At 51.5% G+C, this 22,239-nt stretch carries 17 protein-coding genes and 2 pseudogenes; 2 read left to right on the forward strand and 17 right to left on the reverse strand.

Annotated elements, in window-relative coordinates; genetic code table 11:
• Window positions 1–13: 13 nt before the first annotated feature.
• From PMI36_RS20975 to PMI36_RS20905, 16 genes and pseudogenes are all read right to left on the reverse strand, one after another.
• Window positions 14–1,669, reverse strand: coding sequence for a choline dehydrogenase (locus PMI36_RS20975; RefSeq protein ID WP_032830218.1), 1,656 nt, complete (start codon window positions 1,667–1,669; stop codon window positions 14–16).
• 318 nt (window positions 1,670–1,987) lie between these two features.
• Window positions 1,988–3,457: an APC family permease gene (locus tag PMI36_RS20970; RefSeq protein ID WP_008069783.1), complete on the reverse strand. Its 1,470-nt coding sequence runs from the start codon at window positions 3,455–3,457 to the stop codon at window positions 1,988–1,990.
• A gap of 324 nt (window positions 3,458–3,781) precedes the next feature.
• Window positions 3,782–4,951, reverse strand: coding sequence for an MFS transporter (locus PMI36_RS20965; RefSeq protein WP_008069786.1), 1,170 nt, complete (start codon window positions 4,949–4,951; stop codon window positions 3,782–3,784).
• A gap of 428 nt (window positions 4,952–5,379) precedes the next feature.
• Window positions 5,380–6,762 carry an aspartate aminotransferase family protein gene (locus PMI36_RS20960; protein ID WP_008069788.1) on the reverse strand — a complete coding sequence of 461 codons (1,383 nt, stop codon included), beginning with the start codon at window positions 6,760–6,762 and terminating at the stop codon, window positions 5,380–5,382.
• A 65-nt stretch (window positions 6,763–6,827) separates the two neighbouring features.
• A complete protein-coding gene (locus PMI36_RS20955) occupies window positions 6,828–7,631 on the reverse strand; it encodes a coniferyl-alcohol dehydrogenase (protein ID WP_008069790.1) in 804 nt (267 codons plus the stop codon).
• A gap of 9 nt (window positions 7,632–7,640) precedes the next feature.
• Window positions 7,641–8,870, reverse strand: a complete 1,230-nt coding sequence (locus tag PMI36_RS20950) for a cytochrome P450 (RefSeq protein ID WP_008069792.1) — start codon at window positions 8,868–8,870, stop codon at window positions 7,641–7,643.
• Window positions 8,871–8,896: 26 nt separating this feature from the next.
• Window positions 8,897–9,847: an agmatinase gene (speB, locus tag PMI36_RS20945; protein WP_007995739.1), complete on the reverse strand. Its 951-nt coding sequence runs from the start codon at window positions 9,845–9,847 to the stop codon at window positions 8,897–8,899.
• 36 nt (window positions 9,848–9,883) lie between these two features.
• Window positions 9,884–10,204, reverse strand: a complete 321-nt coding sequence (locus PMI36_RS20940; RefSeq protein WP_008069795.1) for a 2Fe-2S iron-sulfur cluster-binding protein — start codon at window positions 10,202–10,204, stop codon at window positions 9,884–9,886.
• Between the two features lie 25 nt (window positions 10,205–10,229).
• Window positions 10,230–11,513 (reverse strand): 4-aminobutyrate--2-oxoglutarate transaminase, encoded by a 1,284-nt coding sequence (gene gabT, locus PMI36_RS20935; RefSeq protein WP_238543566.1) that lies wholly within the window; start codon window positions 11,511–11,513, stop codon window positions 10,230–10,232.
• A 3-nt stretch (window positions 11,514–11,516) separates the two neighbouring features.
• Window positions 11,517–12,917, reverse strand: a complete 1,401-nt coding sequence (locus PMI36_RS20930) for an aldehyde dehydrogenase family protein (protein ID WP_008069798.1) — start codon at window positions 12,915–12,917, stop codon at window positions 11,517–11,519.
• A 39-nt stretch (window positions 12,918–12,956) separates the two neighbouring features.
• The gene (locus PMI36_RS20925) at window positions 12,957–14,183 is read right to left on the reverse strand and encodes an NAD(P)/FAD-dependent oxidoreductase (RefSeq protein ID WP_008069799.1); all 1,227 of its coding nucleotides are present in this window, start codon (window positions 14,181–14,183) and stop codon (window positions 12,957–12,959) included.
• A gap of 10 nt (window positions 14,184–14,193) precedes the next feature.
• A complete protein-coding gene (locus PMI36_RS20920; RefSeq protein WP_008069800.1) occupies window positions 14,194–15,678 on the reverse strand; it encodes an aldehyde dehydrogenase in 1,485 nt (494 codons plus the stop codon).
• 170 nt (window positions 15,679–15,848) lie between these two features.
• Window positions 15,849–16,364: pseudogene (locus tag PMI36_RS32410) on the reverse strand (methyl-accepting chemotaxis protein); the annotation flags it as partial.
• A 390-nt stretch (window positions 16,365–16,754) separates the two neighbouring features.
• Window positions 16,755–17,846 (reverse strand): annotated as a pseudogene (locus PMI36_RS32415) (PDC sensor domain-containing protein); the annotation flags it as partial.
• A 926-nt stretch (window positions 17,847–18,772) separates the two neighbouring features.
• The gene (locus PMI36_RS20910) at window positions 18,773–19,093 is read right to left on the reverse strand and encodes a DMT family transporter (protein ID WP_008069803.1); all 321 of its coding nucleotides are present in this window, start codon (window positions 19,091–19,093) and stop codon (window positions 18,773–18,775) included.
• Between the two features lie 11 nt (window positions 19,094–19,104).
• Entirely contained in the window at window positions 19,105–20,409 is a 1,305-nt protein-coding gene (locus PMI36_RS20905) for an NAD(P)/FAD-dependent oxidoreductase (RefSeq protein ID WP_008069807.1), read from the reverse strand.
• Between the two features lie 769 nt (window positions 20,410–21,178).
• On the opposite strand from PMI36_RS20905, the gene PMI36_RS31940 reads away from it, so the two are divergent.
• Entirely contained in the window at window positions 21,179–21,334 is a 156-nt protein-coding gene (locus tag PMI36_RS31940) for an antitoxin Xre/MbcA/ParS toxin-binding domain-containing protein (RefSeq protein ID WP_274517742.1), read from the forward strand.
• 259 nt (window positions 21,335–21,593) lie between these two features.
• Window positions 21,594–21,809: a hypothetical protein gene (locus PMI36_RS20900; RefSeq protein WP_008001700.1), complete on the forward strand. Its 216-nt coding sequence runs from the start codon at window positions 21,594–21,596 to the stop codon at window positions 21,807–21,809.
• A 184-nt stretch (window positions 21,810–21,993) separates the two neighbouring features.
• On the opposite strand, the gene PMI36_RS20895 is transcribed toward PMI36_RS20900, so the two are convergent.
• Complete coding sequence (locus PMI36_RS20895; RefSeq protein WP_008069808.1) at window positions 21,994–22,203, reverse strand: hypothetical protein; 210 nt, start codon at window positions 22,201–22,203, stop codon at window positions 21,994–21,996.
• Window positions 22,204–22,239 lie beyond the last annotated feature (36 nt).

Here is a 22,239-nt window from a genome sequence, read left to right on the forward strand (position 1 = left end):
ACTCCTTCTGCTGTTAGCGCTGGTGGGTCATCCAGTTTTCTGGAATGAAATAGTCCGCCTTCTCAGGTTTCAAAAGAGGGCGCTGCAATATCAAGTCGGCCGCTTTTTCAGCAATCATGATGGTCGGAGCGTTCAGGTTCGCATTGGTGATGACTGGAATGACTGAAGAGTCGACTACCCTGAGTTTGTCCAGCCCAATTACTTTGAGACTGGAGTCAACTACGGCGTCTGGATCCGTCGGGCTGCCCATCTTGCAGGTGCCGGAAGGGTGAAATCCGCTCTCGACATGATTGGCTATGAAGTGATCCAACTCTTCATCGGTCTGTATGCGAGCGCCAGGTATAATCTCTTCACCTGCGAACTCTGCTAATGAAGGCTGTTTAATAATCTCTCGTACCAAGCGAATACAGGCACGCATCTCGACCCAGTCTTCGGGCTGACTGAGGTAGTTATATGTGATTTTCGGCGGATCCAAGGGATCCGAACTATTGAGCTTGATCTGACCGACACTTTTGGATTTGGTCGGCCCCACGTCGACCTGAAAGCCATGATCTCTGAACTTCGGGTCATCTTTCTCCCTCACTGCGATTGGGAGGAAATGAATCTCGATGTCAGGACTTTTGATCCCTGCGCGTGAGCGAATGAAGCCCCCACATTCGAAGTGATTGGTTGCCCCAAGGCCGTCACGCTTGAGAAGCCATCTTGCACCGATCTTTGCTTTATCCACGGTGTTTATCGAATTTAAGCTGACTGGCTTTTTGCACTCGACCTGCAGGTACAGTGAGATGTGATCCTGGAGATTTTTCCCCACCCCAGGTAGGGAGTGAATCGGCTCTATGCCGTGTTCAAGTAGCTCTGTTTTGTGCCCGACGCCAGAAAGCATAAGCAGCTTTGGGGTATTGATTGGGCCGCTCGACAGCACGATTTCGCGTCTCGCCGAGTACACATGCTTTTCACCGTCGCACGTGAACTCCACGGCTTCAGCTTTGCCATTCGCAATGTTCAATTTCGTCGCTACGGCGTTGTAGACGACGTGCAAGTTTTTCCGTCTAAGCGCGGGTTTGAGATAGGCTACTGCTGTCGACCAACGTTGTCCGTTGTGGACTGTCATGTCGAAGCGACCAAATCCTTCTTGGCGGTAGCCATTAAGGTCTTCGGATTCTGCGTACCCAGCGTCAACTGCGGCTCCAATGAATGCCTTGTACAGAGGGTTGCTCAAAGTTCCGTAGCGCGTCTTGAGAGGCCCACCAGATCCGCGCCACGTGTCACCACCTTCTGCTCTGTGTTCGGCGCGCTTGAAATAGGGAAGAACGTCGGCATAGCTCCATCCCTCGGAACCGTTGGCTTCCCATTCGTCAAAATCAAGAGGGTGCCCGCGCATGTACACCATTCCATTAATCGATGAACACCCGCCAATAACTCTTCCACGGGGAGAGAAGATCCGCCTTCCGTTTAACTGAACTTCGGGTTCTGATTCGAATGGCCAAGTGTATTTTGGAGTTGCGAGAGGTACTGCGACTGCGCAAGGCATTTTGATGAAAATGGAGTTGTCAGAACCGCCAGCCTCAAGTAAGCAAACCTGGAATTGACCGCACTCCGACAACCGGTTGGCCAATACGCAACCGGCTGATCCGCCGCCCACAATGATGTAGTCGAAGACATTCTGCATGACGCTCGGAATCCTTTAGAAAAAACCTCTGGCCGCGCTGCTTGGCGAGGAAATTGTATTTATGGTGAATAGATTTTCGGGGAAACGGGGGGCAGGGGATATGGCGAAAAAGGCCAAAAATAGGCGGCGATGGTCAAGTGGATGTTTGACAGCAGGAATGGTATAGCCCCGTGAAGACTACCTATATGGCCCTTAAGAAGGAGATTTGATCTGAGAGGCGTATCGGGCACAGTACACGAGCATTGTGATTGAATGCTTTGGCGCTCTCGGATTGCTCACAGGACTCAATGTGGTAAGCGCCTTCCATGGCGCTTACCATCAGGTGCGAATTTCGTCAGTGAGGATTTGATCCACTCCTTCAGAAAGCGCATGTGAGGTACGCAGGTTGCTGCGAATGCTTAGCCAAACAAGAACGCCAAGGAAACCAATCAGCGACACGCCGATAAATACCGCCCAGCTGACGTACCAGCTTTGTCCCGCTACTTCGCGTGGCCAGGCTGAGTTGGCAATTTCAAACACAACCCAGCAAGATGCCCCGACGACAACCGGAAGCGTCATCGAGCCCAAACCAAATACTCCCGACTTCCACTGCTTGGAGACTAGACGGTATAGCAAGCCGATGACGGCAAAGCCCATTGTGATAAAGAAGCTCGCAGTAGCTGAAGAAATAAGGGTGGCATAGACACGCTCTGAGAACGCGAGCAACGTGACGAGCATGGCGAGTACACCAACAACTGTTACTGCTCTGTCCGGAGTGCCATGCTTCTTCGAAAGCTTCGATAGAAATTCAGAACCAGGAAGGATTTTGTCCCGCGAGAATGCCCAAATCACTCGGGAAACGCTGGTTTGTGCCATCATCATGGACGCAGCGAAGCCGATGATGACCAAGATGAAAAATGCTTGGGCGATGTTCTCACCGAATGCTGCTTGGACGGTCGAGGCGGCGGGATCGACAATCGCGCCGCTTACAATCGCTCCGAAGTCAGGTGTAGCGAGGATGAGTGCGAGAGCGCTGTAGCTCACGACTAAACCAATCGCGAGTAGAGCACCAATGATAGCTTTCGGGATGTTCTTCTCAGGCTGATCGATTTCTTCTGCCATACAGCAGACTGATTCAAAGCCTGCCAAACCGAAACCTATAAATCCAAGCGCGACAAGAAGGCCGCCCAGTACGTAATTATCGCCGCCCGCACCTGCTGTGGTGAAAAGGATGTCGAGGTCATGCTTCCTATGCCAAATCAAAAGTACAGTAGCGAGGCCTAGCGATCCAATGATCTCCGCGCCCAGGCTCAATTTGCCCAAAAGTTTCAGCGTACCTGGGCCGAGGAGGTTGAGTCCGGTTGCCGCGCAAATAATGACTAGCGCAACCATAATTTGAGTCGACGGTGTAAACGGTTCAATACCCAGTGCTGAAGGAAGAAAGCTTGCGATGGCATAACCATTAGATGCAAAGACAAAGATCAGCGTCCAGATGTAAAACCATCCAGTGATCCAACCTGTATTATCACCAAGTAGGCGACGCGCCCATTGATAACTACCGCCTTGAAGAGGCCAGCGGGAAACCAAAACGCCCAGCGAGAGCGCGATTAATAATTGTAAGCATAAGCCGATGGGGAAGACCCACCAACCCGCAGGCCCAGCTGCCTGAACAATAAGGCCGAAGACAGCATAAAGCGCGACAATCGGTGAGATATAAACGAATGCTAAAGTGAATGCATCGTGCATTTTAAATTGGCGCTTCAGTGGCGCAGTGGGATCGGAACGTGTTTGTGCGGTATTGATTGTCATAGCTAGAAGGCCTGATTGTTCTTGATTTTTGAGTTTGCACAAAGCATTTTTTTCACGCCCTTCGATGAGTACTACTGGCTATGCTGTTAACGATAGTGTCAACATGAATGAAATTTCTTCACGGGGCGCAGCATTAGAGTTGTTATATAGCCTAACAACGTTTTCTGTTAAAGAGTCTCGTCAGCATAGCCAAAAAGGGCGCAGGGAACCGGGAGATGGCGTTTTTGAGACTTCAAGGCTTCCCCGGGCGCGCTTACTGTTTACCGACTATTGCCGCCAGTGAAACTACAAACGGCCCCGGCACTTACCAGGGCTTAGTTCATTTCAGTGGCTGGCCTGGGGTCGAGTCTTTGATCGATATGCCATAAAGATGAACAGCGCCGGGACAATACACAGCAACTGCATCACCACTCCGAAGTCACCTAAAGGCCGGAATCCAGCGTCGAGATTCAGTGTCACAGCAGCCAGCACCGGCCCAATCACCATACCCAAAGAGTCTGCGCCACCGACCGCTGCGGTTGAGCGACCACTGCTATCGAAATCGGCGGAATACATGCGGGCATAAGCGATCAGGAAGACGTAAAGGAAGGTCATGGTTATACCAATCGTCCAGTAAACGGAAGCGCTCGGCACTACGTACAGGTAGGAGGTAACAGCCATCAGAAGGCACGCCACCAGAAGAGGTAATACAGATTTGACTCGGTTGAACACCAGATTGGCAGCAACCGGTACCAATATTGAGCAGAGCATGCTGACAGAGCCAACCACACCCACCTGAGCCAGATCCAGGCCCGCACTCTCACCTACTTGCTCAAAGTACAGCCAGCAGGTGTTTGCACCGATACTGGTGAGTAAGCAGAGAACGAACAGAGAAACACTGCGGATGTTGAACGCGTTTCCAATGGAGGAGTTTTCGATCAGACGGTCGATTTTTTTGTTCGGCAGTGCGAAAGCGAGAGGCAGGCATATCACTGCCCCTACAAGCATGAACCAGAACATCGCTTTCGAGCCAATCGTCGCTTGCAGCGAGGGAACAGCTAGGAAGGCAGCGAGTGTTAGCGCAGCTGTCAGTCCGCTTGCGTAGGACAGAAGACGGGTGCCGCCGTTCATTTGCGCGAGACTTGCCAGGCCAATGGCAATGCATAGGCCCTCACCAATGCCAGCTATGCCACGATAAAAGACCACGTCATAAAATTCAGTAGTCTGAATGGTGAGCGCCTGACCTACGATAGCAAGCATAACGCCTATTACTATCGTTGTTCTTGGTCGAAGATGGCTGAGCACAAGAGATACGAAGAGCGATGCGATGGAAATGCAGATAATCTCTGCAGTTGTCGCTGCCGTAGCGGTTGCAGCACTTACAGTAAAGCCATCAATAATTCCGCTAAACGACATCGGGATTCCGAGCATGGCAATATATGCGTAGCACGGTAGTAAAAGTGCGGCAAACTGTTGTGGCTTAGTTGCCTGATAGTGTTGGTTCTCAGTACTCATAACACATCCTCTGGTTTTTTATTATATGTCAAAAAAACTAATGACACATTTGACAGGATGTCCGCGCACGCTGGCGGCACTAATTTTATCGCATAAGCATCGTGCTATTTATTATTATTCCGTAATGCTCCAGCAACAAATTTTTCGTAGATTGACGTCTGATTGGTATTTTGCGCCTCCTGCCACATGTGGGATATGGCAAGGTTGGCCAAAATAAAGCCTTACTGGCCAAGCAGATGACCTGCGTGAAGCACGGTAAATCACACGAATTTTTCTCTGGTTTTCATTATAAAGCGCCGTTTGCCTCTAACTATTTGCTTATATGCAGTACGGCTTCAGGCGTTTGTATCTACGCCTAGACAGAAAAAAAGCCCCGAGTGTGCCGGGGCAAAACATAGCCGGTGCCTGGTGTCACCAGCTAATTCGGATTAACGACTCTCTTGGTCGCTGTACCATTTGGTTGTGTCATCCAGAGCCATCGAAAACCTATCGACGATTAATCCGATTTCTTTCTCTGTTGAAATGAGCGGAGGGCAGAACGCGATTGCATCTCCGATGTTCCTTGTGATCATTCCGTGATGCTGCGTTCGTGCGGCGAGATTGCGACCCAGATGCCCAACGGCTGCGAAGGGAGCCTTTGTCTGCTTATCAGTCACTAACTCAACCGCCGCAATCAGGCCGGTGCCGCGAATCTCACCTACGAGTGGATGGCTCGTGAATTGGCTAAGGCTCGCATGCAGCATCTGACCAAGGTCACGAGCTCTGGCAACGAGATTGTCTTCCTGGATGATTTTCAGGTTTTCTAGGGCAACGGCGGTTGCGACTGGATGACCAGAGCCGGTAAAACCGTGCCCCAAATTGCCATAGATATGGCTTTGGTCAGCGATGCCTTGGTAGATGCGTTCGTTGATCAGCACTGCAGCGATAGGCTGATAGGAAGACGAAAGCTGCTTTGAAAGGATCATCGCATCTGGCTGAATATCAAAGGTCTCGCAGCCGAACATCGCACCAGTGCGACCGAATCCACAAATCACTTCGTCGGCTACCAAGAGGACGTCGTATTTTTTGCACACTGCCTGGATTTTTTGCCAGTAGGTACGTGGTGGAACAATCACTCCACCGGCACCCATCAATGGCTCGCCAAAAAATGCGGCGACTGTCTCAGGCCCTTCGCGAAGGATCAAACTTTCCAGCTCTGCGGCAAGCCGATCCGAAAATTGCTCTTCGGTTTCACCTGGTCGGCCATTGCGATAATGATGGGGGCACGTCAGGTGGTAAATGTTTGGTAGTGGCAGGTCAAAGCCTTTGTGGTTACCTGGCAAACCCGTAAGGCTTGCGCTCATGACGGTTACACCGTGATAGGCGTTCAAGCGGCTTATGAGTTTTTTCTTGGCCGATTTACCAATGGCATTATTTCGGTACCAGATCAGTTTAACGATGGTGTCGTTGGCTTCTGATCCCGAATTCGTGAAAAACACCTTGCTCATAGGAACAGGGGCCAGACGAATCAATTCGTCCGCCAGCAACACGCTGGAAGCATGCGTCTTATGATTGAACGTGTGATAGAAAGGCAGAGTTCGCAGTTGCTTCTCCGCTGCTTTTATCAGGCGTTCATTGTTGAAGCCCAGAGCTGCACTCCACAGACCAGACATGGCCTCAATGTATTGCTTACCCTGGTCGTCATATACGTAGATTCCTTCGCCCCTCTCGATTACCAGAGGGCCGATTTCCTCGTGCATGCGAGCGTCGGTGTAAGGATGCAGCTGACTCTGCATATCTTTTTGAGCAAGTGTGCGAAGGTTGTTGTTCATTTTGGTACCGCTCACAGGCTTGAAAGGGCTGGACAAATCCAGCCCTAAGTTTTTGGCAGGCGTGTTTAGTTGAACGGCAGAGGAGCAGCCGCCAGGTCGCCAAGATTCATTGAAACCTCAGCACCACCATCAACGATCAGATCCGTACCGTTGACCCAAAAGCCCTTCGGATCGAGCATGAGCAAGACGGCGTTGGCAATTTCTTCGGGATAGGCATCACGACCACCGGCTTGTAGCTTTAGACCATCCAAAAGCTCCGTACCCATGGTGCTGTAGAAGTCCTGCAGAATGGGGGTCTGCACCGCACCAGGGCTGATGGAATTGACGCGAACCCCTCTGTGTCGCTGTGAGCTGGAAATTAGCATGGTGTAGAGGATGACAATTTCTTTGGTGAAGTCGTACGTGGTGATCGCGTTCATGCCCATTGCTTTGAACGTGCGCAGACTGTCCTCCCAGTCGCTTTCACTCAGGATCTCTACGCATGCCTCTTTCCGGTTTCTCCAACCTGCACCAGCGGTAGAGGCGCAGTTAACAACTGAGGCACCGCTTTCAAGTCGCGGCAGCAACGCATCAGTTAAACGGCGCAGACCAAGGTAATTGACCTTGAAAACCAACTCGCTCGGGAAAATTCCCGGGATGCCCGCGATGTTGGCCAAACCATGAATTGGCTCAATGATCTGAGTTACCGCTTCATCAATGGAGCTTGGGTTCGACAGGTCGCAGAGGATGAACTCATCGCAGGCGCCAGCGACTTCTTTTACATCGATGCCCACCACAATTGCGCCTGCAGCCTTGAGCAGTTTGGCAGTCGCATTACCCACACCAGAGGACACGCCAGTTACGACATAACGCTTGTTGGCAAATGACATGGTCTTTCCTCAGGCTGCAGTAAAACGGATAGGAAGCGAGGCAATTCCGTTGATGAAACGGGACGGAATCATCTCTGGTTCTGCAGTCAGTTCGATGTTCTTGAACTCTTTGAGAGTCTCTGCAATCAAGAACGGCAGTTCGAGTCGTGCGAGGTGTGCACCCAGGCAGGTATGGCGACCGCCACCCCCGAAACCGAGATGAGGATTCGGTGAACGAAGCACGTCGAATTTATTAGGGTTTTCGAATTTGCTGTCATCGCGGTTAGCCGAGTTGTACCACATGACGACTTTCTGACCTTCAGCGATGTGTTGGCCATTGATCTCAGTATCACGGGTCGCCGTGCGGCGCATGTGCATCACTGGAGTGACCCAGCGAACCAGTTCTTCAAACCCTGTCACCGCAACTGCAGCCGGGTTGTTAGCCCAGATCTTCATCTGATCCGGAAACTCGAGGAAGCACTTCATTGCATGTGCACCCACAGTACCGGTGGTCTCCATGCCCGCAGTCACCAGCAGTTGAAAGAAGTAGCCGGCCTCTACGTCATTGAGCTTCTTGCCTTCTACTTCGGCAGCCAAGATCAGCGAAAGAATGTCGTCCCCTGGATTCTTACGCTTTTCTACCGCGAGCTGACGCCCATAGTCATTGAGCTCAGCAAAAGCGCTGGTGATAGCTGGGATTGCATTTTCACCTAGGGTGTCGCCTGCCAGTGCAGTGACGGTGAGTTCGTGTAGACGTTTGCGGTTTTCTTTCGGTGCGCCGAGGAAGTCACACACAACTTCCACTGGAAACGCTTGGGCTACGTCTCGGGCGTAGTCACATTCGCCACGCTCCTTCGCTGCTGCTACTACTTCAACGGCATAGCGTTTAGCTGCGTCCGTCATTTTGGCCACGCCTTGTGGAGAAAAGGCGCGAGCAACGACCTGGCGGAGCTTGAAGTGCTGTGGTGCATCCATGTTGAGGAACCAGCCCTCTTGATGCGCCTCTTCAACACTCTGATCGCCTAGGATGGTTCCTTGTCCGCTGATAAAGGTTTTTGCATCGCCGCTCACGGCGACAACGTCGTCGTATCGCGTAACCGACCAAAACCCTTCGCTCCCATACTCTGGGGATCCCTCAGGGAACTCGCTCCAAGTGACTGGTTTATTGGCCCGAAGGGCTGCGAAAGCTTCCTCGCGATCATGGCGCTTCCAGAAGTTGAGATCGGCCAGGTTTATGCTATCGACATCAATGCGGTTCATGGACTTATACCTACAGATGTTTTTTATTAGACGTTGTGATATTTGACGCCCGGCAGTACGCAGAGCATTTCAAACAAAAGGTTTGCACCAAGCAGAGAGGTGTTGCCGGATTGGTCATAGGGCGGTGATATTTCAACCACGTCGCCGCCGATGACATTCAGCCCCTTGCAGCCGCGTACGATTTGTTGACCTTGATAGGCGGTTAGGCCACCGATTTCGGGTGTGCCAGTGCCCGGTGCTACCGATGGATCGAGCCCATCAATATCGAAGGAAATGTAGACTTTGTGATCGCCGATTTTTTCTCGGATGCTCTTCATCAGAGGTTCCAAGGAAATGCCGTAGCACTCATCGGACGTCACGACGGTAAACCCTTTGCTTCGCGACCAGTTGAAGTCATCTGGTGAGTAGCCGGTGCCTCGCAATCCAATCTGGAACGTGAGGTTCGGGTTGATCAACCCATCTTCATAGGCGCGTCGAAAGGTGGTGCCGTGAGCAATACGTTCACCGAACATGTGTTCGCCAACATCAGCATGCGCATCGATATGGATGAGCGCGACTGGCCCATGCTTCTTCGCAATTGACTGAAGAATTGGGTAGGTAATGGTGTGATCGCCACCGAGCGTGAGAGGTGCGACATCATGCTTAAGAATGATGTCGTACGATTCCTCGATACGTCTGACCGCGTCAGGCAAATTGAATGTGTTGATTGCGACATCACCGATGTCTGCGACCTGAATACTTTCAAAAGGCGCCGCGCCGGTTGCCAGGTTGAACGGTCGTAGTAGGCACGACTCTGCTCGAATGCTACGTGGCCCCATCCGAGTGCCTGAGCGGTTGGAGGTGCCAATATCAAGCGGTACTCCGACAAAGCACGCATCAAGGCCTTCGGTTGTTTCCGCTGACGGAAGACGCAGCATGGTCGGAATGCCGCCGAAGCGAGGCATTTGGTTTCCGCCCAAGGGTTGATTGAAGTTCATAGGAGTACCTCTTTATCCAACAGTGATGTGGCCAGATCAGCTTTGCTGACTTGGTACATTGATGACTAAGCCTTCCATCTCAGGAGTGATCCTAAGCTGGCAAGAAAGTCGGCTGTTGGCATCCGGCTCATATGCGTATTCCAGCATGTCGGCCTCCATGACTTCGGCGCCCTGAAGCTTTTCTCTCCACTCGGGGGCGATGTAGACGTGGCAGGTCGCGCATGCGCACGAGCCGCCACAATCAGCTTCAATTCCTTTGACCAGGTTGTTGACCGCTGCCTCCATGACAGTGCCGCCAACTTTTGCGTCTACGTGTACTGAAGAACCATCAGGTTGCACGAAGGTAATCTTGACCATTTTTATTATCTCGACTGGTATGGAGTTATGCCTTCATCGCCAAGGCAAGGCGGGAAAGTCCGATTTCCAGGATGTCGTCATTGATGTTCAGAGGTGTTGATACGCGAATGGTGTTGCCGTAATAGCCGCACGGCAGCAACAGCAAACCAAGCTCTCGAGCGGTAGTCGCAACGCGTTTGGTTGCTTCCGCGTCCGGAGTGTTCGAACCGCGCTCGGTGACAATTTCAAAGGCGACCATTGCACCTAGAGCACGGATATCGCCAATCGGCAGAACAGTTGAATCGCTGCTGTTTTTGAGGTCGGCCAGGAACGCCTGAATCCGCTCGCCAATCTGCGTGGCGCGCTGGAGCAGTTGTTCACTTTCAATTACGTCGAGCACCGCGTTTGCAGCAGCACAGGCAAGTGGGTTGCCCGCGAAGGTGCCGCCCAGGAAGCCTGGAGGAGGGCCGTCAATTACCTCGGCGCGACCGATCAAGCCTGCAAGTGGCAAGCCACCGCCCATTGCTTTACCAACGCAGATCAGGTCGGGCTCAATGTCAGCGTGCTCAACAGCAAAGAACTTGCCTGTGCGACCAAAACCGGATTGCACTTCATCAACGACTAGACAGATTCCATACTGATCGCAGATGGCGCGCAGGCGCTGAAGGAATGGTTTCGATGCTTGATAGAAACCGCCTTCGCCCTGGACAGGCTCGATTACGATAGCTGCGACTTGATCGGGAGCGATGCTCGCGCGGAACAGATGATCGAGTGCTCGCAAGCTTTCCTCTTCCGATGTCCCGTGGTGAGGGATCGGGAACGGTACTTGGAAAATGCCTGCTTGCGACGGCGTCACACCCGAGCGAAGTGGCAGAACCTTTCCTGTCATCGCGAGAGCGAGTTGTGTCCGACCGTGAAACGAACCGGTAAAAGTCACAACGCCTTGGCGACCAGTGTGAAAGCGAGCGACTTTGACGGCGTTCTCTGTGGCTTCGGCCCCCGTGGTGAAAAGCACAGATTTCGCATTTTCAATTGGAGCGAGCACGTTCAGTCGTTCGCAGAGCTGCACATAGGGCTCGCAAGAAACCACGGGAAAACCGATGTGCGCGTACTGCGTGAGTTGATGCTGAATTGCCTCGACCACTTTTGGGTGCAGGTTGCCGGTATTGTTCACGGCGATACCCGAGGCAAAGTCTACGTAATGCTGGCCTTCAACATCCCAGAGTTCGCTGCCTTCGGCACGCTGAACGAATACGGGATGGGAAGTCGCAGCACCGCGAGGTAGAGCACGGTCACGTCGGGTCAAAAGGTCTTTGTTAGTCATCGCCATTTCTCAATTCAGTACGTCGGAGCGCCAAACCATCATTTTCTCGATCTGCATTTCGTGCATGGTGTAGGGAATGCCACCTACGCCATGACCCGAGTGACGTGCCCCAGCAAATGGCATCCAGTCGACCCGGAACAAGGTGTTTTCGTTAACCATCACGGCAGTCCCGTCCAAGTGCCTGTAGCAGTACAGGGCGGTATCCACGTTCTGAGTGAACACGGCCGCCTGGAAGGAGAAGGGCAGAGAATTTGCTTCGTGCAGTGCCTCATCGAGGCTGTCGTAGCTGTATACGCAAATGACCGGGCCGAAGACTTCCTTACGCATCACGTCAGAGTCTTTCGGTGGGTCGAGAAGAACGGTTGGGCTGTAGCAGCTTTCCGAGATGCGCTCACCACCACAGATAAGTTGTGCACCACCATCGACTGCGTTCGTTATCCACTGATCGATTCGGTTGATCTCGCTGTGCGAAATTAGTGGGCCGATGTCAGTATTGAGAGACAGGGGGTCTCCAACGATAGCTTTGGCTGCAAGCTCAGCGAGTCCCTGTGCGACCTTCTTCGCGATTTTGCGATCTGCGAAAACGCGTTGCACGGATACGCAGGCTTGTCCGGCGTGCCAAAAGCCACCACGGGCCAAGCGTGGAAGAGCCATTTCCAGATCGGCATCTTCGGCAACGATCACAGGTGCGACACCACCGTGTTCCAATGCACAGCGGGTACCAGCCGCCAACTTGGAACGCAACATCCAGCCCACTGCAGCCGAACCGATGAAGGAGAAAAAACCTACACGGGAGTCAGCGACAAGCTTAACGATGAGATCGTTGCTGTTTGGTAAAACGATCTGGGCCCAGGCTTTAGGCAGGCCTGCCTCGTAAAGAATATTGATGAACGCGTAGGCGCTCATCGGCGTTTTTACCGCTGGCTTGATGATTACCGGTGCCCCCACAGCGATGGCTGGGGCAGCCTGGTGGACGACTAGGTTGAACGGATGGTTGAACGCACTAACGCCCACTACGACACCAATAGGCTCATGCTGTGTGAAGGCGATGCGGCCGGCCGACGTTGCGTTCAAGTCCATGGGAATGACGGAACCGGCTTTGCCTCGGATTTCTTCGATGCAGATGTGCAGACAATCGATGCCACGGTCTACTTCGATCAACGAATCTCTAAGCGGTTTTCCGCTTTCTTGAGCAACGATGCGCGCCAGCTCTTCACGACGCGCACCAATCAGCGTCGCGGCTTTGCGCAAGATCTCGATCCGCTCAGCCTTCTTCAACCAGCCTTTACGATTGCGGTACAAGTCATAAGCAGTGGCAAGTGCCTGCTCGATTTCTTGTTCTGTATTTGCGCGGATTTCGGCAATTTCTTCGCCGTCAAAGGGCGCGATAACTTTGATCATTTCGCTCATGGGTACATGTCCGTAGAGATGAAAAATAAAACTCGGGAATTAGCTGGCCAGGAGCGATTTCAGCTCTACATCCAGAGAGCTAACCTTCTCTGGAATAGGGCTGAGGCCTGACGTAATCAACTTTCGCGCAACCATGTGGTCACCAGCGGAATTGATACTTTCAACCGCGATCAGTTTTCCTTGGCGGTAATGGAAAACGCTGAATTTGCGTTGCTCCAGATCCCCGCGAACTACGTACTGATCCGTACCAATAGGGAGGCCGACCGTTTGGAGTTTTATCTCGCCTTGATCCGACCAGAACCAAGGTGCGATGTGATAGGCAATGCGCTGTCCAAGAATCGTGGAGGCGACCACCTTTGCCTGGTCGATAGCGTTCTGAACCGACTCCAGACGGAATCGGCCACCGGCATACTGATTGGGGTGATTGGTGCAGTCGCCAGCTGAGAGGATGTCTGGGTCAGAGGTCACGGCGAACTCATCAACCAGGATGCCGTTGTCGCAATCCAAACCAGCAGCTACTGCTAGTTCAACGTTGGGCAGTGCACCGACACCTACGAGAACCAGATCGCAATCAATTGTTTCGCCATTTTCCAGATGCACCTGCTGCACACGCTCCGAACCGGAAAGCTTTGCAATGCGGGCGCTGGTGACTACGTTCACACCGATGCTTTGCTGATAGGTTTTGAAGAATTCGGAACTAACCGGTGAAACCGCTCGCTCCATCAGGCGCGACGAATACTCAAGAACCGTTACATTTTTACCGAGCCCTGCTGCGCAAGCCGCGACTTCCAGGCCAATAAATCCACCGCCGATGATGACGATGTTTTGGTTGCTGCTGATGTCGTCCCGCAGGTTTGCGGCGTGCAGGAAGGAGCGCAGCGAGTGGACGCCTTGTAGGTTGGAACCTTCAAGTGTCAGCTCACGCGGACGTGTACCCGTGGCCAGTACGAGCTTGTCATAATTGAATGACCTGCCACCTTTGGTGAGTACCGTTTTGAGTCTGCGGTTGATATGCTCAACCGTATCGCCACACACCAGCTTGATGTCGTTCTCGGAGTAAAACTCAGCTGGTCTCAGTTGAATAGAAGTCTCATCCGCCTGATGCTTAAGGTACGCCTTGGAAAGTGGAGGGCGCTGGTAAGGGATGTTGGACTCATCGCCGATAATCACTAGGCGCCCTTTAAAGCCACCCTGGCGTAGCGAGGCCGTGACTTGGAAGCCTGCTTGCCCAGCTCCGATGACCACGATAGTTTCGTTGTTGTTCATGGCCCCTACCTCAGTACTTGATCCAGGTGGTTTTAAGTGCTGAATACTTTTCGAAAGCGTGCAGTGAGTTGTCGCGTCCGTTACCGGATTGCTTCACTCCACCAAATGGCACTAGAGGAGAAATCATGTCGACCGTGTTCACCGTTACGGTGCCGGCTTTGAGTGCTTCGGCAACGCGGTGGGCACGGGAGAGGTTGGACGTGAATACAGAAGCCATCAGCCCATAGATCGAGTCATTGGCAATGGCTACAGCTTCTTCTTCAGTTTTGAATTTCATGATGCTGAGGACAGGGCCAAAGATTTCTTCCCGTGCGACCTGCATTTCGTTTGTGACGTTGGTGAAGATGGTTGGGCGGATGAAGTTTTCGCTGTCGTTGATGCAAACCAGCTCACCGCCATAGGCGAGCGTCGCTTCTTTCTTTCCTTGCTCAACGAATTTCATGACGCGCTGGGTGTGCAGTGTTTCTACCATTGAACCCATGAGTGCTTCTGGTGAAAGAGGATCAGCTGGTTCGTAGGCTTCGGCGTATTTCACAACCTTGCTAACGAACTCGTCGTGGATGCTTTCTTCAACGAGCAGGCGAGTCGGGGAAGAACAGACCTCACCTTGATTGTAGAAAACTCGAGCGGCCAGCTCTGCTGCCAGATCGAGGTTCTCGGTGTCTGCGAAAACGATGTTTGGACTTTTGCCACCGCACTCCAACCACACCAGCTTCATGTTGGATTCGGCGGAGTAACGGAGGAAATATTTACCGACTTCAGTTGAGCCTGTGAAAGCCAGGCAGGCGATGTCCATGTGCAGGCCGAGTGGGGCACCGACAGTTTCACCGTAGCCGGTCACGACGTTGAACACACCATCCGGAATACCAGCTTCCTTCATCAGTGCAGCGAGCTTGATAGCGGTGAGTGGCGATTGTTCAGCGGGTTTAAGCACAACAGAGTTGCCCATCGCCAGCGCAGGAACGCATTTCCAGATGGCCATATCCAGCGGGAAGTTCCACGGCACCACGCAAGCGACGACACCCAGCGCTTCCCGCCGGATAAGCGCCAGGTCACCTTGGCCAGTCGGCGCAACTTCGTCGTAAAGCTTGTCGACGGCTTCGGCGATCCATTGGACATACGCCACCAGTTCCGGCATTTCGTAGCTATAGGAAACCTCAACAGGTTTACCCATATCCATGGACTCGAGAAGTGATAGCTCCTCCATGTTGTCCTTCAGGAGCGATGCCAATTTCAACAGAACGTTTTTTCGCTCGGTAGGGGAGCGCTTTGCCCAGACGCCGCTTTCGAAGCGCTCTTTGGCGACCTGTACGGCCAGATTCACATCGGCTTGGTCGCAGTCGGCAATTTTCGCGATTACTTTTCCGGTCGCTGGATTAACGCAGTCGAAGGTTCTCCCAGAGACCGAATCGACGTATTCGCCATCAATGAAAGCTCTACCTTCTGGGCTCAAGCCTGCACTCTTGACCTGCCAATACTCACGAGTACGAATCATTGAATTTCAACCTCCAGGTACATTTTTGTAGGTGTCCTAGAGGTAGATCGGTGGCCGCGTGGAGCTTTGCCGAAATCCTGTAGGACGTTTTGAATCTTTATAGCACGACAGTTGTGTTAAAAAAAGACCGTTGGTCTTTCTCATTCATTGAAAGGAGAGGGCAAGGATCCCTAAACCTTGAAATGATCCATCAAAACCTGCTGCTGGCTGGCGAGGTCGTTCAGGGTGCTGCTGATTTGGGAAGATTCGTCAGCTTGTGTCTTCAGGGACTCTGTGACCCCCCGCACGCCCGCGATATTGCGATTGATTTCTTCGGCCACGGAGCTTTGCTCCTCGGCTGCAGTAGCGATTTGAAGGTTCATGTCGTTAATAACGCGCACAGCAGCGCCAATGCGTTGAAGGGCTTCCACGGCAGAGCCGACCTGCTCAACGCTATCCTGGGCCTGTCTGTGATTACCCCCGATAGCACCCACGACATTTCGAGTGCCTTGCTGCAGTCCCTCAATCACCAACCGGATCTCTTCGACCGACTCTTGAGTTCTTCTGGCGAGATTTCTGACTTCATCTGCGACAACGGCGAAGCCACGGCCAGCATCTCCTGCTCGGGCTGCTTCAATTGCGGCGTTCAATGCCAGAAGGTTGGTCTGTTCGGCGATGGACTTAATCACGTCTAAAACCGAACCTATTTGGTCGCTGTTGACGGCCAGCGTCTTCACTTGGCCCATCATTGCGTCCATCTCTTGAGCCAGCATTCCAATTTTCTTTGTCGTAGCATCAATTACTACGAGACCTTCGCTCGTTGCATCATCTGCATTCTTGGCTGCGGTGGCTGCTTGAGCGGCGCTTTTGGCTACGTCCTGGGCTGTGGCGCTCATTTCATGTGAGGCTGTGGCGACTTGCTCAATTTCGCGGTATTGCTGAAACATCCCTGCACTTGCTTCTTGGGCGATTTTCGAAGAGCGATCTGCAGTGTCCCTCGCTTGATGAACTGACTGCTTCACCTCGGCGATGATTGGCTGAAGCTTGTCGAGGAACGTGTTAAACCATGATGCAAGCTCCCCCAACTCATCCCGTGCACGGTGATTGAGCCTTCGCGTTAGGTCACCTTCACCGGTCGCAATGTCTTTCAGCATTGTTGATACCGAGACTATTGGCCTGGTAATACCCCTTGCAGCGAACCATAAAACGATTAGGCCTAAGAGCGTTGCGCCTATCCCGATCAAAAAGTTTTGCCGACTGGTTTGACTGGCTTGAGTATCCAGCTCGCTCTCTAGTTTTTTTGCGGGTTCAAAAAGTACAGATTCTGGAGTGTCGAGTAGGATCATCCAGGCAGGCGTTTCGGGAATAGGGGAAAAATTTTTCATGACACGTAGCTTGTCATGCGTGCGAATTACTGAGCCCTTTGGAGAATTTAAGCCTTCACGTATTTGTGAGGCGTCGGGGCCGTAGACTGCATCCAATTGGTTACCCAACTGATTTTCGTCACCGCTGTGAGCCGCTAGTAATCCAGCTGGGCTGATAATGCTGACATTGCTAGCGCCATCATAAAGGCTTTCGCTACTGATCTTTGCGAGGCTTTGTAACTGCTGCAGACTTATATCCATTCCAAATACAGCGATCACCTTCTCATTCTCAATCAATGGGAAGGTGATTGATGTTATCAGGTTTGAGTTCGAGCCGAGCTCTTCCTTGTAGGGGTTTAGAATGCAGGGTTTCATCGTTGTCTTGGGGCAGGTGAACCAAGAGTTGAATGGCGTGCCATCTAGCATTGGTGACGTATCGCTTATCATCTTCTCGGTGACGGTAAGCGCATTAATCGCGCCTTCCTTTCTAATCCAGTAGCTGGCGAACCTTCCGCTATCTGTGCTGCCAAGGTCGGTTCTGCCTACAAATTTCTTGTCCTGACCGTCTAGGGCATCGTTATTGAAAACAACATAGAGACTTAAAATGTTGGGGTTTGTCGCCAGTGCAAGCTTTATCTGTTGGTTCAACGAATCTCGGGATTGTTCGGTAGTAATGGCGAAATGATTTCCCAGTTCTCGCTGTTTTTTGATCTGCTCTGCGACACCAGAACCGTATAAGTACGACCGGATAAAATAGGCTTGTATTTTTAAGGCCTGTATCTCGCCGTTAGATTGCATTCTACTGATGGCCGCATCGTCTATCATATTGAGGGTTTTTGTTTTTATATAATTAATATTTGATTTCGATTGGGAGGCTGTGCTCCCTAGCAATACGGCTACGACGCTGAGCAAGCAAATTCCGGCCAGTATCGTAATTTTATTTTTTATTGTTATTTGCACGTGGATACCCTTTGAATGTTTCTATGTCTGTTACTGGTTGACGGAGTGGGTGAGAGCAATTGACTGATATTGAAGTATCTTTACGTGGGCAGAAATGCCTCAAACGGCCAAAAAAATACCGCTGCGGCCAATTTTACTAAAGACTCAATTTTTTTGCTTCTTATGCTCGAATAAGCATGCTAAGAAAGGGCTTTGAGGACTGAGTGTTGGTGGGCGTTATGACTTCCTTTATAGCTTTCATGCTCAAGTGGCTGGACACCCAAATTTCTGCAGCTTCCAAGTTGGATGACTCATCCGATGAGCAAGATTGCATAAACCACTACGTTAGATTTTTTATATTCCCAAGATAACTCCGCGCAATCATATATTTTAGTGCTCGCCTCTGCCGAGATACCGGTTTGTGAACCCGGCGCGCTGTAGGTGAGTCTATGCAGGGGATTGAAGTCGCCAAACATCCCACAAGCCTGGCTGATGTGGGCATCACAAATCGCAGCGGGAGGCGACCTTCCTTGGTTTTCCTCGCTCAAATGCCCCATCGGTATGCCAATGTGGCATCTGAGTAACATTCCCTTTGAAAGTGCGATTCAAATTTCTGTAGGACTTGTGTTCAGCTTATTTAATGTTTCCAATAGGGCTATTCCCTCCAGTTCACTCCATGAATGAGAAAACCCGTCACGATAAGCATGCTAACAATGGTGTAACCGATCCATTCGTTTTCCACGAAAGCTCCATTTGTAATAAATATGGTTTAAAAACTCTAAGCCTGTAGTGATCACGTACCTATATCATTTTTAATGCCCTGAAGTCAGCTTCAACCCTGCGATGCAAGCAATGAGACCTAGAATAAAAAGTACACGCGTTATCGTGGATGGCTCCTGAAACCATATCATTCCTATTACGACAGTCCCCAATGCACCAATTCCTGTCCAGATAGCGTAAGCGGTACCTAATGGGATATTGCGAGTCGCCAGTTCGAGGAAATACATGCTCAAGGCAATACAAACTATGAATGCTGACGTCCATGGAATATTTTTGAAACCATCCGTGTAGCGCATGCACGTCGTAAATCCGACTTCAAACAAACCGCCAATAATTAGATAGATCCAAGCCATCACATGCCCCTTTAACTTTTCGATTCCGTTGCATAGTCGTAATCAACGTTGCTCGGAGGGTTTTTCTTTCGTTGAACACCTGTTAGAAGCCTTGCAGAGCGACCACGAGTGAACCAGGCCCATGACCAGTTCAAATACACGGAAGTGCGGCTGCGGAAATCAATCAGGAGCAAGAGATGAACGAGTGACCAGGCTAACCAGCCGGTGAAGCCCTTCAGGCGAATCTTTCCAAAGTCGGCAACCGCGTGGGATCGACCAATGACTGCCATCGTTCCCCAATTGCGATACTTGAACGGAGAAACTCTGGGTTTACCTTGTATACGGGCAAGGATCGCCTTGGCAACATATGCACCTTGCTGTTTGGCAACTGGGGCAATCCCTGGAAGTGGTCGATTTAGACCTGCTTGGTAGCAGGCGACGTCACCTATTGCGAAGATTTCTGGATTGCCCGGCACCGAGCAATCGTCATTCACGATGATCGCCTTATTGCGAGCAGCCTTAGCACCAATCCAGGTTGCTGCCGGTCGGGCTTGGGTGCCGGCGCACCATATGACGCTATTGCTCGCGATCCAGGTGTTACCCAACATGATCCCGGAGTCCGTAATTGTCTTCACTGGCCTGCCCAGGTGTACTTCTACGCCTAACGTTCTTAACGCTTGAACGGCGTATGACGACAGTCCCTCAGGAAAAGCCGACAGAGCTGTACTGCCAGCCTCAACCAGAAGGATTCTCAGATGCTTGGTGTCAATGCTTTTGAAGTCACGTGTAAGGGCAGTCTTAGCGAGCTCCGCGACAGCTCCGGCCATCTCCACGCCTGTTGGGCCCGCTCCCACCACAATAAACGTTAGTAAATTCTGAATTCGAGCGACGTCTTTGCTGCGTTCGGCTTGTTCAAAATTACTGAGAAGCTTCTCGCGTATCGTCAATGCGTCCTCTAATGATTTGAGAACTGGAGCATGCAGGGCCCATTCATCATTTCCAAAGAAACTGTAATCAGCACCCGTCGCCAGTATCAGATAATCGTATGGCAGATCATCATTGGTTTTAGTCAGTAGGCGCTTTTTACTCACGTCCACACCGATCACTTCTGCCATGACGATGCGAAGGTTCTGAGCTCTGATTATTGTGCGGGTCGCAGTCGCTATGTCTGCTGGAGACAGCATCGCTGTGGCTACTTGGTAGAGCAGAGGTTGGAAAAGATGGTGATTACTCCTATCCACCAAAGTGACTTCGCAGGCTTTTCCAGCCAGTGCTTTGGCTGCGGCGAGTCCGCCGAAGCCTGTGCCCACGATTACGATTCGCTTGGAAGTGCTCATGAGTAGACTCCATTCACAGGAATACTCAGGCAAGAAGGCATTGCGTACATGTATATCTCCAAAAGCTAAACACTCACCTTTCTCATAGTCAGTTATGACGCTGTAGAATTGTTTTTTGTATTTATTCTTTTGGTGATAGTTTTGTTTAAAGGGTAAAGCGTTAGATACTAAAACTTGAAACTAACCTTTGTTTGGTTGATGTTGGTTGGAGCTGTATTGGTTTTCTGTATTCGTTGGTGCTGATCCTGCTTGAGAGGAGATCTTGCCTTCATGCGCCCCGGTCATCTATAGCGCAGGAGGCCAAAAATGTGCTGATTAGACCAGCGAGCAGATTTTGCATTATTTGACCGAGTATTCAGGCTAGATATAGACGTTGATGATTACAATTGCTTACATTTTGCTCGTGTGTTATGCCCTTGAAGAATCAATAGAAAAAAGCATTTTCCGTGTTTCAATATTGATTATAGTTCGCTGGCGTTTTCAACGATGCGCTAAAGCGAAACTCTGAGCAGCAACCGCTCGTCTAGCAATCAGATCAGCTTTGTGTGGCACATTGAGGTAGGGTTTACGTCAAGTTAGCCACGACTGATCTCGTCTACTGAGCCGTCTAGCATAAAATCGAACACTGCAGGTCGAGCGAAAGGTCACTTCTCAGGCTATCGGCGTATCCCCGACATCATTGGTGCATAGGGCAAACATAGGGCGCTTCAGCACCGTTGAAAGCGACCGCTTGGTGGCATTGATTGCTGTCTTTGAGAAAGCCTAGATCCTGTTCGAGGATGACGTCACCGCTGCAACGGAATGGATGAGTTCGCCGGCTCGAGGGCTCGGTTCAAAGCGCCCGCTGGACATGTTGAGGGCGAGGGTAGAAACGAGAGCTTTCGTCGATTTTATCGGTCGACTGGAGAGCGGGGTGCTCGTTTAAATTTCGTCATGTGTCTCGTTCAGCGGTAGTACCTGACGTTGATTGTTGTAATCGTTCATTCGGGCAAGGCCCGGCTTGATGGTAGCGCTTTAGATTCATCACGGATCGCTGCTACAAGCGTAATCGACTCCTCATATGCCACCCCAGCTAGCGTCAAATCAGCCGGAGCCGGTGATTCAAAACCAGTTCGTGCAACTGAAACACTAACGAAACATTTCGGCCATATGATTCGCGTCACCGAAACCTAGGAGGGTTGGAGATGAATCGGCCATCAAGAAGCATGCGCAAACTACTCGACGCCGTTGCCACCAACAATGAGGCAGCGGCGCTTGATGTGATGCGTGCTGCTGAGCAGCTCCAAGATGAGGTGCTGCGCCAACGGTTGCTCAACCTCATTCATCGGCTCAACCAGGACGCCAATGACTTGCGAATGGCGCGGGACGATATCCAAGGCGGAGCCATCAAGCTCGCGTGATCCGCGTCCACCACTTTTAAGCTCGCTCGTCTAAGCCAAGCATTGGGTAGCGCGATGAGCGGCTTTATCTCAATCCAGACGATGCTTCATCTCGACTCTACTTGAAGCACTAAGACCTCAGTTGAGCCTCGACTGATTTATCTTCTGGAGTGCCTAGCATCATTCACAGCGGTGGTCGAACAGATCACTCGGGTGCCATGAGCACCGCAAGCGCCATGTTGATGAACTCCTCATTTGTTCTGATCGTGTCTAGCGCACCGCGCACGTTGCCTCCAATCTCACCCGATCCACGCTGCTCGACCCAAAGTGTGAGCTCCATGATGGCAGCCTCAAGGGCTTGCTGGTTTTCGTTAATCTTGAATAGCAGGGAAGGGAGCAGGTCTGAATTTGGCATCGCGATTCCTCCTTGAGTGAATTCACAGGATGCGTG

It is taken from the genome of Pseudomonas sp. GM79, from assembly GCF_000282495.1.
Lineage (GTDB): Bacteria > Pseudomonadota > Gammaproteobacteria > Pseudomonadales > Pseudomonadaceae > Aquipseudomonas.

Bases quoted from the DNA above. Each gene is read 5' to 3' on its own strand.
- PMI36_RS20975 (WP_032830218.1), bottom strand. From the start codon at position 1,669: ATGCAGAATGTCTTCGACTACATCATTGTGGGCGGCGGATCAGCCGGT.
- PMI36_RS20970 (WP_008069783.1), bottom strand. From the start codon at position 3,457: ATGACAATCAATACCGCACAAACACGTTCCGATCCCACTGCGCCACTG.
- PMI36_RS20965 (WP_008069786.1), bottom strand. From the start codon at position 4,951: ATGAGTACTGAGAACCAACACTATCAGGCAACTAAGCCACAACAGTTT.
- PMI36_RS20960 (WP_008069788.1), bottom strand. From the start codon at position 6,762: ATGAACAACAACCTTCGCACACTTGCTCAAAAAGATATGCAGAGTCAG.
- PMI36_RS20955 (WP_008069790.1), bottom strand. From the start codon at position 7,631: ATGTCATTTGCCAACAAGCGTTATGTCGTAACTGGCGTGTCCTCTGGT.
- PMI36_RS20950 (WP_008069792.1), bottom strand. From the start codon at position 8,870: ATGAACCGCATTGATGTCGATAGCATAAACCTGGCCGATCTCAACTTC.
- speB (WP_007995739.1), bottom strand. From the start codon at position 9,847: ATGAACTTCAATCAACCCTTGGGCGGAAACCAAATGCCTCGCTTCGGC.
- PMI36_RS20940 (WP_008069795.1), bottom strand. From the start codon at position 10,204: ATGGTCAAGATTACCTTCGTGCAACCTGATGGTTCTTCAGTACACGTA.
- gabT (WP_238543566.1), bottom strand. From the start codon at position 11,513: ATGGCGATGACTAACAAAGACCTTTTGACCCGACGTGACCGTGCTCTA.
- PMI36_RS20930 (WP_008069798.1), bottom strand. From the start codon at position 12,917: ATGAGCGAAATGATCAAAGTTATCGCGCCCTTTGACGGCGAAGAAATT.
- PMI36_RS20925 (WP_008069799.1), bottom strand. From the start codon at position 14,183: ATGAACAACAACGAAACTATCGTGGTCATCGGAGCTGGGCAAGCAGGC.
- PMI36_RS20920 (WP_008069800.1), bottom strand. From the start codon at position 15,678: ATGATTCGTACTCGTGAGTATTGGCAGGTCAAGAGTGCAGGCTTGAGC.
- PMI36_RS20910 (WP_008069803.1), bottom strand. From the start codon at position 19,093: ATGGCTTGGATCTATCTAATTATTGGCGGTTTGTTTGAAGTCGGATTT.
- PMI36_RS20905 (WP_008069807.1), bottom strand. From the start codon at position 20,409: ATGAGCACTTCCAAGCGAATCGTAATCGTGGGCACAGGCTTCGGCGGA.
- PMI36_RS20900 (WP_008001700.1), top strand. From the start codon at position 21,594: ATGAATCGGCCATCAAGAAGCATGCGCAAACTACTCGACGCCGTTGCC.
- PMI36_RS20895 (WP_008069808.1), bottom strand. From the start codon at position 22,203: ATGCCAAATTCAGACCTGCTCCCTTCCCTGCTATTCAAGATTAACGAA.